Here is a 10,946-nt window from a genome sequence, read left to right as displayed (position 1 = left end):
AAAAATAATAATATCTTTAAAAGATTTTTCTTATTTGATATAATTAAGGTTATGTGTAATATAAGAAATTAACTAGGAGGAATAGAAGTGAGCAAAAGAAAACAAGTAACAATACCTATAGAGAAAATACAAGAACAAGATAAATATATAGAACAAATACACAGACAAAATGAAGAATATTTCAACAGAACTGGAAAGAGAAAACTCGTGTTTACTCAAACCTTTGGATGTCCTTTAGTGTAAGTTAACATGGTTATATGCTCACTACTATTATTAACATATAAAATAAGCTATTCAATGATTCATGAATAGCTTATTTTTATTATTTATATATAAATGTATTTGTAAGATTATTTTTAAATTTTATGCTATGTATTATGCCATTTTTTATTGTTATATTATCTATCATAGATTCAATAAAATCTTTTAAAATTTGTTTATCCATATTCATAACTAATCTTTTATAGTCAACAGTTTTTTCATTCAATAAATTAAATGAAAGTAAAAAATTACTTGCAGTTTTTAAGAAGGACATATCATTAGGTAAAGAGTTATTATCTGCTTTTTTAGATTCAATCTCCAATTTATTATTAATTGCAGATAAATTTTCTTTAAGTGAAACTTTTTTTAAAAGATACTGTTTTTTTGACATATCTTTAGAGAATAAAAATAAATCTTCAAGTTTATTAAGAGCATTTTCAAACTTTTCTTTTTCTGATAATAGAAGTTTAATAGTAGTATCTTTCATATTACTGTTTTTCTTTTTAATATTATTTCTATTTAGCTGCCTAATCTTTTGATTCTTTGAAACATATATACAAATGTACATGTTTTCAAGCTCATCTTGTTTTATTCCAACTATATTTTTAAATGTATTACCTTGAAGGAGTCTTTTTTCAAGTTCCTTTATATTTTTAACTCCATAAATGTGTACTTTTATAAGATTTAGTATATAGTTGAAAATAAATGGACCTAGAGTTATATCTGTAATAATTTTAGAATTACAATATACATCCTTAAATTTACTTGAGCACCTATATGATGAAGGTTTATAGCCATTTTTTCTAGGTCTATCAAGGTTTGATACAAATCTATTACCACAGCATCCACATACTAGAAATGAGCCAAATATATGGGTATTTATAACATTTTTTCTAAAAGATGCTGAAACTTTTGAACCATTTGTATTCATTATGTCATTACAGTGTTGCCACTGTTCAGTAGATATTATTTTACTATGATTATTATCTATTACAATCCATTCTTTTTCATCTTTTATTTTTCCTCGTGCACTTTCTCTATAATTATAACGATAAGTTCCTTTATAAAATGGATTTCTTATAATGTCGCAAATTGTTTTACTTGTCCATATTCCATTTCTTTTTGTCTTTATATTATTATTGTTTAAATAAGATGAAACTTTTGAAGTTGATTTTAATTCTTCGTATTTATCATATATCATTTTTACTATTATGGATTCTTGAGTGTCGATTTGAGGGAACTTACTTTCCTCATCATAAGTATAACCAATAGGACAATTAGCACCATTCCACAATCCTTTTTCAGCTCGTGAAAGCATAATTGAGTATACTCTTTCTGCAGTAAGTTGTCTTTCAAGTTCAGCAAATACAAGTATTATTTTTAACATTGCTTCACCCATAGCTGAACTAGTGTCAAATTGTTCATTTTTACTGATAAATATTACATTTAGTTTTTTTATTTCTTCATAGGTATCGCAAAAATCAAGTAAGTTTCTTGATATTCTATCTATTTTCCAAACTAGTATATGAGTAAATTCTTTATTTCTTACTCTATTCATCATATCTTTGAAAGCTGGTCTATCTGTGTTTTTGCCACTATATCCTGCATCTTCAAATATTTCATAGTCGTCTATTCCAAGTACATATTTGGAGTAGTTTATAAGCTCTTGGCGTTGGAATGGTAGGGAATCTTTGTCTACTTGATAGTGTGTACTTACTCTTACATATAGTGCAGATTTCATATTATCACCTCTCTAAGTAGAGTTTATAAGAGTTGAAATTTGTTTAAAATAGTATATTTAGCATGATGAAATGATACAATTTAATTATTTTCATGATACTACAATAAAATCTAGTTAAATATTATAAGATGGGTAATATGGAAGAATAAGTTTGATCTGAGTGAAGTAGAAAAGAAAGTATTATTGTAATATTTATAGCTAATCTTACAGTTTTGTTTGTAAGGCTATATAAATTTTCTAAAACACTCAAACATTAGAATAAAATGTTCTAAAATAAAGCGTATTACATAACCTGTACAAAAATAGAGTAGCCTAAAGCCATCTTATCTTTGTACAAAGGAAATGTAATATTTATAGTACATGCTATTTTTTATAAATATATTTAGAATTATAATCTTATTTTATGTATTTTTTTATGATGAAAATTAGATCATCTTTTAATTCTTTTATATCTATCACTTCATCCATTTTGTATTCTAAATAATCATTTTCACCATTAGGAAGAGAGATAGTTTTATTAGATGAATTTAGCGTTATTTTGCATATCCAATTTTTAATATCATTTTTATATAATATAAATATATCATCTTTTACTTTTTTATAACTTATTTCATCCTTAGATACATTTTCTATTAAAATGTCTTGAACTATATCTATTGCTTTTAATTCATCTTCTGTTAATAATATATTATTTTTAGGTTCGATTTCGGGTTTAGGAAGATTATTTTCATCTTGTTTTTTTGTTATATCATTATCTATTTTATTTTTTTCTTTCTTTTTGCTATCTTTCACTTTCTTTTTTTCATAATCTTCATTGTCATTCTCTAAGAGGAGCTTTAATTTTTCATTCATAAAATCATTAACAAATTGAGATAATGACCTTTTTACAATAGGTCTAAATTTTTCAACTACATTTTGAGTTTTAATTCCATTATAAAAATCATTTATTATGAATCTAACAAATTCATCAGATGGATTTTCTAATTGCATATTTAATTGTGCTTTTATTAAACTAGTGTATTTTAATTCTGATGCGATATTAAAGATTGTATCTATATCAAAAGAATTTTTAGTGAATTTTTTTAGATGAGATATTTTATTGTCATCCATATTTAATAAATTTAATACCAAAAATGGTTTTTCATCCATTTTATTTTTTTCTTCCAAATCAGTGAAGAATTTATAAATTATTCCATTAGTAAGTATTGCAAATTTTGCTTCTGTTGCTGTAAAATATCTAAAGAGTTGAGCATCATGTTTTTTTAATTTATCACTTGCACATTTTGCTTCTATTAGAATCAATGGTTTGCCATCTTTTAATATTGCATAATCAACTTTTTCACCTTTTTTAACACCTACATCTGCTATAAATTCAGGCATAAACTCTAATGGATTAAAAATATCATATTCTAAAATTTGAAATAATGGCATTATTAATGCTGTTTTTGTTGCTTCCTCTGTGGTTAAGTTATTTTTTAATGTTTCTATCCTCTTACTAAATTGATTTATTTTATCTGAAAAATCCATAGTAACCCCCCATATCATAAATATACATATATAGTTAATAATATACATAAAGTAACCCATTTATCAATATATTTTATGGAAAAGTCTACTTTTATATGTAAAACAAGTTATTTTTGATTTATTATACAACCTTCATATTAATTCAATAACATAAAATTAGAGTAGTTTGTAATTGTTCTATTCTTATGCTATCAAAATATTTACTATTATATTTTCCTTCTTTTCAAATTTTCTTCAATAAAGTACTCACATAGAATGAGACAATCTATTTCTAATGCAAGTGACAAATCAATAATTACATCTATATTTATATTCTTATATAGCCCCCTTTCTAGCTCTGAAATGTAAGTTCTACTTAAATTTGCTTTTTCAGACAAATCTTTTTGTGTTAATCTTCTTTTTTTTCTTAATTCTTTTAACATACTAAAACCTCCCTTTACTTTAATTTATACATGTTGACATTTGTAGAATTGTAAAGTAAATGACGGTGATAGCGACATTTTTGAGTAAAAATATGTGCTAAAATGTAATTAAGAAAATTCTATGTGAATAGAGTGTGAAAATAAAGAGTGGCTAGAATTTTTAATACATGATAGAGGGGGATACTTTAAATGGGGGATTTAGAAATAAAGGTATTAGAATTAAATGAAATATTAATTGAATTAGATAAGCTTAATTCAGAAAAAATAACAGAATATTTTGAAATATTGCTCTCTATTTATGAAAAAGATGAATAAATAAACTATGAATTATAATTAAAAGGTAATTGTATTTAATATTTTTAAATAAAAAGAGATGTTTAAAAATAATTAGTTTATTTTAAAACATCTCTCTAAATTTATATAAGTAAATATTATTTTTTTGATTTTTCTTCTTCCAAAAACACTTTTGCTATATTTAACATTCTATTTTGTGCTTCTTCACTCAATTCAGTAAAGATTTTCAACATGTTTTTTATATCTTCTGGGGAATCTAATTTTTCAATAAATTCATTTATTTCTTTTTCATTTGATTTTCCAAGAAGATAATCTGTAGATACATTAAAAAATTCTGATAGTTTCAAAATTATATCATGAGGTGGAAAGCGTTCTTCTTTTTCATAGAAAGAAATCATTTTAGGTGTTAGCCCTAAAAAAGTTGAAAGTTCTTTTTGAGTAACATCTTTTTCAATTCTCAATTCTTTTATTCTATTTCCAATCATATTATTTAGCCACCTTTTTAAATTTATTGAACTATTAGTTCTTAATTATCAATTATATACTATTTTTTTTGAAAAATCCATTGACAATGTACTAATAGTACTGTACTATTAGTACATAAGATAAAATAAAAGAAGGTGATAAATTGAATAATTTAAAAACTCTTAGGATAAAAAGAAATTTAAGTAGAAATGAGTTAGCATCTGAATTAGGACTTACAAGTAGGTATATAGCTTTCTTAGAGAAAAATGAAAGAATACCATCTTTAAGTACAGCAGTAAAGATATCTAGCTACTTTAATACCTCAATAGAGGAAATTTTTTTGGAAAGTGAGTGTACTAAAAGTACAATTAAAGAAGGCGAAGATATGAAATGATTTTACTAAATTAGTACTTTCAAATCTAAATATAGAATATAAAAGAGGTGATTAGGTGCAAAGGGAACAAACAACAATACGCCTACCTAAAGAACTTAAAGAAAAGTTAGAAAAGCAGGCAAGTAAAAAAGGAAGAAGTTTTAATAGTATTCTATTGAGTATATTACAAGAATTTATTCAGAATCCAAACATATAGAACCATGTTCTTTTTCAAATATTTCTATATGTTTAGTGACAAGAAACTCTATTTCTTTGTTAGCTGAACGAGCGTTATATTCAGCTATATATTTAAGTTTATCAAGTTTTTCCTTTGGTATTCTAATTGCAAAATGAGGATTTTTATATGTACCCATTTTAGCCATAATATCAACTCCTTTATGTAGTCTATTTGGCAACAATTATATCATAAAAATAAATATAAAAAATATATAGACAACATATAGACAACACAATAAAAAGGTGTTATACTTTGTATTAAAGATAGGCAACATATAGATAACAAAATAGGAGGAAAATATGTTAGGAAATAGAGTAAGAACTGGCTTAAGAATTCCGTATGATTTAAATACAAAATTAATACTAATAGCAGAAGAAAAAGGAATGTCCAAGAATTCTTTAATATTACACATACTTTGGAATTACATAAAAGAAATTGAGAGTGTGGAGGTTGGTAAGTATGAATAATTTACAAATAATTAAAGAACAAGAATTATTAGGGAAAGAATTTAGAGTTTATGGAACTTTAGAAAAACCTTTGTTTTTAGCTAAAGATGTAGCTGAATGGATAGAGCATAGTAATGTATCAACAATGTTATCTAATATCGAAGTAGAAGAAAAAGAATTAATACAGATAGGCACTCTAAACAATGCTTATAGTGCTTGGTTTTTAACAGAAGATGGATTGTATGAGGTTTTGATGCAAAGTAGAAAACAAATTGCTAAACAATTTAAAAAAGAAGTTAAAAAGATAATAAAAGAAATTCGTAAAACTGGAGGATATATACATACAACAGAAGATATGTCAGATGATGAAATAATGGCAAGAGCATTACAGGTAGCCCAAAAGACAATAGAAAAGAAAAGTATAGAAATAGAGGAAAAAGATAAAGTGATTCAATTACAACAACCAAAAGTATTATTTGCTGATGCAGTTCTAGGTTCTGAAAATTCAATACTAGTTGGTGAACTAGCAAAAATATTAAAACAAAATGGTGTAGATACAGGTCAAAATAGACTATTTGATTGGCTTAGAGATAATGGATATTTAATTAAGCGTAAAGGTGAGGATTATAATATACCAACTCAAAAAAGTATGAATTTAGGAATAATGGAAGTTAAAAAAAGAGTAATAAATAACCCTGATGGAAGCACTAAAGTAACTAGAACAGTAAAAATCACTGGGAAAGGACAAGTTTATTTTATAAACAAGCTAAAATCAGATAATAAAATTAAATTAGTTTTTTAAAATAGATTACAAATAATCTAAGTTTATCTTAAAAGGAGGAAAGTATATGGCAAGGATAGCAACAAAAGCGTTAAACAGTATTTACTACAAGGCTAGATTAGAATGTGCAGAAAGAAATAAAGATATGAGGAGTAGAGAGAGCACATCACAGTATTTATCAATGGATTGTACAAAATTAGCAAGAATTGAATTAGGAAATATCACACCTAGAGCTGATGAAGTGTTACAAATTTCAAGTGTATATAATGCACCAGAACTAATTAATTATTACTGTAAGAATCAATGTTCAATAGGAATTAGATATGCACAAAACTTAGAACTAAAAAGTTTGGATAGATTAACCATTGAGATTTTAGCAACTAGAAATGATTTTGAAAAAATGACTGAAATATTACTCGATATATCTGAAAAAGGTTCAGTAGAAGAATATGAAAAAGATGATTTTAAAAAATATGTATTAGACACATTAAAGCAAATTTCAAAATTAGCACAAGAAACTGATTTATGGGCTAAAAAAAACATTTAATAGGAGGTGATAAATTATGATGAATTACAAAACAGAAGAAGAATTTCAGGCACAATTAAAAAGGACATGGAAAGCATTGAATGAATGTGGAATTTATACAATGGAAGAAGCAGAAAGAGCATTTCAAAATATTCCACCGATAGATATATCATATATGGTTACACCATTAGATTTTGATGAAATATATAGAATTAGAAAAGAAATGTTTGGACATTAATCAAGGAGGAAAATTAGTATGGAAGGATTAGTATTAAAATTTGATTTAAGTAAATTCAAAGTAGGTAAGGCAATAAAAATAAGCTCAAGAAAAATTAATTTTGAAGGAGATTGTATTGTAATAGTAGCTACTAGTGATGAATTAAATTTAGCTTATTTTGATAAATATAGAGGATGCATACAATATCAATTATTAACGATAGAAGATATTCAACAAGGCGATTATAATATTAGATTTTTACATTAAATAAAAGGAGTGAGTGTAAGTGAATACAGCTAAAATATTTGCAATAAGTCAAATTAAAAGAGCTAATATAGAAATTGAAAGGTTAAAAGATAACAATGAGACTAGTAACATTAATATATTAAATTGGTGGGAAGGTGTAAAAATAGCCAGTGAAAATATACTTAAAATGCTTGAATATGATATTGAATTAGAAGCATCTGATGATTTTAGGGAAATTATGATGTATCAAGAATATTTAGAAAGGGAGAGACCTTTAAATGTACAGATATAAGAAAAGAGCCTCTGCAAAGACTCAATTCAAAAAAACATCATAATATCAATATAATTATAACATAGAGGGGACTATTTTGAAAAGTAGAGAAGAAATAATTCAAGTATTAGAAGAACAATTATTTTTATTAAATTTTACAACAGTTGATGAAGTAGATTTAGATTTAAAATTTGGACAAGTATCAGCATTAGAATCTTGTATAGATAAACATAAAAAAGAGTGGACTTTAGAAGAGTTTAAGCAACATTTAGAAGATAATAAGTTAAAAAAACTTTATGGTGATTACATAGATGGTTTTATGAAAATCTTAGAACAAAACATAAAATATATGGAGGGAGATTGATGGATAACAAAAATATATATATTAAATTAATGGATGTAAGAGTCAGATTTAATAAACTAGACATTAAAAAGAGTGGTCAAAATAAGTTTGCTAACTTCAAGTATTTTGAGTTAGCAGACTTTCTACCTCAAGCAACAGATTTATTGGAAGAAGCTAAATTATGCCCTATAGTGACTTTTACAAATGAGTATGCAACATTAACATTGATAAATGGAGAAAACCCATTAGAGCAGATTACATTCACTTCTCCAATGCGAGACTTACAACTTAAAGGCTCTAATGAATTACAAGCACTAGGAGGTATAGAAACCTATCAAACTAGATATTTGTATATTCAGTTACTTAATATAACTGAAAATGATAGTTTTGATGCAATAAGTGGTAAAGAGCAGTTTAAAAATAATACTAACTTAAATAAATTTGATGAAGAAAATAGAAGTAATGAGGTTAAATTTTTGTCTACTAAACAATTAAGTAGATTGTATGCAATAGCTTATAATGCTGGTGTTAGTAAAGAAAAGTTGAAAGAAAAGGTTTTTAAGCAGTTAGGCAAAGAAATCAAAGATTTAAATAGAGAAGAATATGACATGATTTGTAAAGCTTATGAAAATGTAGAAAAAAGAGAGGTGTAAAATGGCTAGTTATTTAGTTTATGAGTGTGATAGATGTAAAAATAGAGTTAATAGTGAATTAGAACTTGTAACAATACCAGTATTGAGGTCTTGTGAGTATGATAAAGATGTAAATATAATGATTGGGAGAAAGAGCTTTATAGAAGTATGTTTTGATTGTTTAATTTATATAACAGAAGAGATGGAATTAGTTAGATAAGAGGGTGAATACCTTGAAATATACAATATTAGGATTTAGTCAGAAAAAAGCAGTAGAATTAGGTCTCAATATAAGAGATTTGCTTATATTAAGATGGTTTGTAGATTTTTTAGGAAGTGGAAGAATGTCAAGAAAGATGATTGAAGGAATTGAATACTATTGGATTGATTATTCAGGAGTGATAGAAGAACTGCCAATACTTTATACAGAAAAGCAAGACACAATATATAGAATACTTAAGAAGTTGGACAAATTAGATATACTTGAACATGCTACTTTAAAACAAGGAGGAACATGGAGTTACTATAAATTAGGATATAGATATATAGAGCTAATTAGTAACACTAAAAGTTATCCACATGTCGGAAATATATCCGACTGCTCGGATTTAAATCCGACCCAAACGGATATATTTCCGACCCAAACGGATATAAATCCGGAACGAAAAACCCATCTACTATATCCTTCTACTATACCTTGTAACTATACTACGCAGACAAGTGCTGTAGTAAATAAAAATAAAGAAATAATTGAAGAAAATACACACTTAAAACTAAGTGAGAATATGAAAAAGAAAGTAGTAAATTGGGATGAAGATAGATTATTAAAAGCTATATATATCTTTATAAATAAGAAAGGTGAGGTATTCAATTTTTTAGAAAAGATATATAAGGATAATAGGAACTTTATTAGTAATGATGCTGGTCAAGTTACTAAAACCAAATTTGCTAACTTTACAGAAACATATATTAAATATACATCTAGTGAACTTGATGAAATAATCAAAAAAAGTCAAAAAGAAAAGTTTAAAAAATAGTTAGATAGGGGGATATATAAGCTGTGTTTAAAGTAGAAAGATATTTTAGTGGTTCTGTTATAAATAATATTATAGAAGATGATTTAACACTTAAAAACTATCTTGCATTGTACTGTTGCATAATTGGAGTAACAAGAAATGGAGAAGAGATATATCCAACTTCTGAAAAAATGTTAATAGAGTTTGGTATTGAAAGAAGAATGAAAAAAAGGAAAAAAGATATACCAATAAAATTGACTAATGTTGCAACTGGTGAGGAAAAAGTTTTTGAATCATTAGATAGTGCAGCCTGTTTTTTAAGATTGAAACATCAAGCAGTTTACCAAACAATTAAAAAGAAGAGTAAAACTAGAAGTGGATGGAAAGCTGAATATGTTGAGGAGGAATAATGGAAGTTTCAAGAATAGAATACACAATTAAAAGAGCAAAAGAATTATATGACAATGGAGAAAATATATTTACTGCAATAGATAAAGCTAGAGATGAGTATGAGGAGATGGTTAAAAGTGAATATTTTAACTAGTATTACATTAATAGTAACTAGTTTTATGGTTGGTAGGATTTATGAATACAGAATTTCAAATGAAGATAATGAGACAGACTCAAAGTTGCTTTTAGATGTTTTTAATGAAATTAGTGAGTTAAGAGAAGAAAATAAAATTCTTAAAGAGAAAGTACAAGAAAAGGAGTCACTATTTATTAATAGATTGATAGATTTTTTACATAATAAACAGGTGTGTGAATGTTGTATTTATGACTGTAAGAAGGATGATATTGAATATGATTGTGAGGATGGTATTAAAAAGTGGCTTGATAGCGAAGAACTTATATTTGGATAGAAGAAATATCTAACAAAAACAGTTTAGAGAGTTTCAAAATGTATCTTAATATAAATTACTGTTGAAATGTTTTGCGACTCTCAGAAATGAAATAAAGGAGAATTTAAAATGAAAAAATATAAAATTAAGTTTGAGGAAAAAGTAACTTTAGAACATGAAATTATAGTTGAAATACCAGAAGAAGTAAGCGTAAATGACATTTGCCATTGTATAGAGCATAAATGTCAAAGAGTATATGATATAGCAGATTATATAAAAGAGTTTAATGGGAGACAAATAGACTTTGT

Annotated in this window: 21 protein-coding genes and 1 pseudogene; 17 read left to right on the top strand and 5 right to left on the bottom strand. The window is 25.7% G+C overall.

Annotation, left to right across the window (positions count from 1 at the left end; all coding sequences use genetic code 11):
• Positions 1 to 87 precede the first annotated feature (87 nt).
• A pseudogene (locus tag Q3287_RS19015) lies at positions 88 to 237 on the top strand (tRNA (N6-isopentenyl adenosine(37)-C2)-methylthiotransferase MiaB); the annotation flags it as partial.
• An 85-nt stretch (positions 238 to 322) separates the two neighbouring features.
• Here Q3287_RS19015 and Q3287_RS19010 read toward each other — a convergent pair.
• The 3 genes from Q3287_RS19010 to Q3287_RS19000 form a co-directional block, all read right to left on the bottom strand.
• Positions 323 to 2,002, bottom strand: a complete 1,680-nt coding sequence (locus tag Q3287_RS19010) for a recombinase family protein (protein WP_223152977.1) — start codon at positions 2,000 to 2,002, stop codon at positions 323 to 325.
• A gap of 396 nt (positions 2,003 to 2,398) precedes the next feature.
• Positions 2,399 to 3,529, bottom strand: a complete 1,131-nt coding sequence (locus Q3287_RS19005) for a type I restriction endonuclease (protein WP_021386638.1) — start codon at positions 3,527 to 3,529, stop codon at positions 2,399 to 2,401.
• A 206-nt stretch (positions 3,530 to 3,735) separates the two neighbouring features.
• On the bottom strand, positions 3,736 to 3,951 hold the full coding sequence (locus Q3287_RS19000) for a helix-turn-helix domain-containing protein (RefSeq protein WP_021386639.1): 216 nt from the start codon (positions 3,949 to 3,951) through the stop codon (positions 3,736 to 3,738).
• Between the two features lie 189 nt (positions 3,952 to 4,140).
• Here Q3287_RS19000 and Q3287_RS18995 point away from each other — a divergent pair, with 189 nt between their 5' ends.
• A complete protein-coding gene (locus tag Q3287_RS18995) occupies positions 4,141 to 4,266 on the top strand; it encodes a hypothetical protein (RefSeq protein ID WP_021386640.1) in 126 nt (41 codons plus the stop codon).
• 116 nt (positions 4,267 to 4,382) lie between these two features.
• On the opposite strand, the gene Q3287_RS18990 is transcribed toward Q3287_RS18995, so the two are convergent.
• Positions 4,383 to 4,730: a helix-turn-helix domain-containing protein gene (locus Q3287_RS18990; protein ID WP_021386641.1), complete on the bottom strand. Its 348-nt coding sequence runs from the start codon at positions 4,728 to 4,730 to the stop codon at positions 4,383 to 4,385.
• A 143-nt stretch (positions 4,731 to 4,873) separates the two neighbouring features.
• On the opposite strand from Q3287_RS18990, the gene Q3287_RS18985 reads away from it, so the two are divergent.
• Positions 4,874 to 5,104 carry a helix-turn-helix transcriptional regulator gene (locus Q3287_RS18985; protein WP_407964651.1) on the top strand — a complete coding sequence of 77 codons (231 nt, stop codon included), beginning with the start codon at positions 4,874 to 4,876 and terminating at the stop codon, positions 5,102 to 5,104.
• A 55-nt stretch (positions 5,105 to 5,159) separates the two neighbouring features.
• Positions 5,160 to 5,300: an Arc family DNA-binding protein gene (locus Q3287_RS18980; RefSeq protein WP_102815653.1), complete on the top strand. Its 141-nt coding sequence runs from the start codon at positions 5,160 to 5,162 to the stop codon at positions 5,298 to 5,300.
• Here the strand turns inward: Q3287_RS18980 and Q3287_RS18975 are convergent.
• Positions 5,278 to 5,466 carry an Arc family DNA-binding protein gene (locus tag Q3287_RS18975; RefSeq protein ID WP_102815652.1) on the bottom strand — a complete coding sequence of 63 codons (189 nt, stop codon included), beginning with the start codon at positions 5,464 to 5,466 and terminating at the stop codon, positions 5,278 to 5,280. The two genes, Q3287_RS18980 and Q3287_RS18975, sit on opposite strands and share 23 nt — an antisense overlap.
• Before the next feature lie 154 nt (positions 5,467 to 5,620).
• Here Q3287_RS18975 and Q3287_RS18970 point away from each other — a divergent pair, with 154 nt between their 5' ends.
• The 13 genes from Q3287_RS18970 to Q3287_RS18910 all read left to right on the top strand — a co-directional run bounded on the left by Q3287_RS18970 (position 5,621) and on the right by Q3287_RS18910 (position 10,659).
• The gene (locus tag Q3287_RS18970; RefSeq protein WP_271641747.1) at positions 5,621 to 5,788 is read left to right on the top strand and encodes a hypothetical protein; all 168 of its coding nucleotides are present in this window, start codon (positions 5,621 to 5,623) and stop codon (positions 5,786 to 5,788) included.
• The gene (locus tag Q3287_RS18965) at positions 5,781 to 6,569 is read left to right on the top strand and encodes a phage antirepressor KilAC domain-containing protein (RefSeq protein WP_271641748.1); all 789 of its coding nucleotides are present in this window, start codon (positions 5,781 to 5,783) and stop codon (positions 6,567 to 6,569) included. Before Q3287_RS18970 ends, Q3287_RS18965 begins: the two co-directional genes overlap by 8 nt.
• 46 nt (positions 6,570 to 6,615) lie before the next feature.
• The gene (locus tag Q3287_RS18960) at positions 6,616 to 7,095 is read left to right on the top strand and encodes an XRE family transcriptional regulator (RefSeq protein ID WP_243193337.1); all 480 of its coding nucleotides are present in this window, start codon (positions 6,616 to 6,618) and stop codon (positions 7,093 to 7,095) included.
• 16 nt (positions 7,096 to 7,111) lie between these two features.
• Positions 7,112 to 7,312, top strand: a complete 201-nt coding sequence (locus Q3287_RS18955) for a hypothetical protein (protein WP_021386648.1) — start codon at positions 7,112 to 7,114, stop codon at positions 7,310 to 7,312.
• A gap of 18 nt (positions 7,313 to 7,330) precedes the next feature.
• Entirely contained in the window at positions 7,331 to 7,558 is a 228-nt protein-coding gene (locus tag Q3287_RS18950) for a hypothetical protein (protein ID WP_021386649.1), read from the top strand.
• Between the two features lie 19 nt (positions 7,559 to 7,577).
• Positions 7,578 to 7,829, top strand: coding sequence for a hypothetical protein (locus Q3287_RS18945; RefSeq protein ID WP_021386650.1), 252 nt, complete (start codon positions 7,578 to 7,580; stop codon positions 7,827 to 7,829).
• A 76-nt stretch (positions 7,830 to 7,905) separates the two neighbouring features.
• Positions 7,906 to 8,172: a hypothetical protein gene (locus tag Q3287_RS18940; RefSeq protein WP_243193336.1), complete on the top strand. Its 267-nt coding sequence runs from the start codon at positions 7,906 to 7,908 to the stop codon at positions 8,170 to 8,172.
• Positions 8,172 to 8,804: an ERF family protein gene (locus tag Q3287_RS18935; RefSeq protein ID WP_021386652.1), complete on the top strand. Its 633-nt coding sequence runs from the start codon at positions 8,172 to 8,174 to the stop codon at positions 8,802 to 8,804. The genes Q3287_RS18940 and Q3287_RS18935 overlap by 1 nt, the downstream gene beginning before the upstream one ends.
• Position 8,805: 1 nt before the next feature.
• Positions 8,806 to 9,003 carry a hypothetical protein gene (locus tag Q3287_RS18930; RefSeq protein WP_243193335.1) on the top strand — a complete coding sequence of 66 codons (198 nt, stop codon included), beginning with the start codon at positions 8,806 to 8,808 and terminating at the stop codon, positions 9,001 to 9,003.
• A gap of 13 nt (positions 9,004 to 9,016) precedes the next feature.
• Positions 9,017 to 9,820, top strand: coding sequence for a hypothetical protein (locus Q3287_RS18925; RefSeq protein WP_021386654.1), 804 nt, complete (start codon positions 9,017 to 9,019; stop codon positions 9,818 to 9,820).
• Positions 9,821 to 9,843: 23 nt separating this feature from the next.
• The gene (locus tag Q3287_RS18920; protein WP_243193334.1) at positions 9,844 to 10,209 is read left to right on the top strand and encodes a hypothetical protein; all 366 of its coding nucleotides are present in this window, start codon (positions 9,844 to 9,846) and stop codon (positions 10,207 to 10,209) included.
• Positions 10,209 to 10,343, top strand: a complete 135-nt coding sequence (locus tag Q3287_RS18915) for a hypothetical protein (protein WP_285891509.1) — start codon at positions 10,209 to 10,211, stop codon at positions 10,341 to 10,343. Before Q3287_RS18920 ends, Q3287_RS18915 begins: the two co-directional genes overlap by 1 nt.
• Positions 10,327 to 10,659, top strand: a complete 333-nt coding sequence (locus Q3287_RS18910; RefSeq protein WP_243193333.1) for a hypothetical protein — start codon at positions 10,327 to 10,329, stop codon at positions 10,657 to 10,659. Before Q3287_RS18915 ends, Q3287_RS18910 begins: the two co-directional genes overlap by 17 nt.
• Positions 10,660 to 10,946: the final 287 nt, after the last annotated feature.

The sequence above is a fragment of the Clostridioides sp. GD02404 genome, from assembly GCF_045898275.1.
Taxonomy (GTDB): Bacteria; Bacillota; Clostridia; order Peptostreptococcales; family Peptostreptococcaceae; genus Clostridioides; species Clostridioides difficile_A.
The sequence above is the reverse complement of the archived record's forward strand: the minus strand, read 5'-3'. Positions and strand labels throughout refer to the sequence as shown.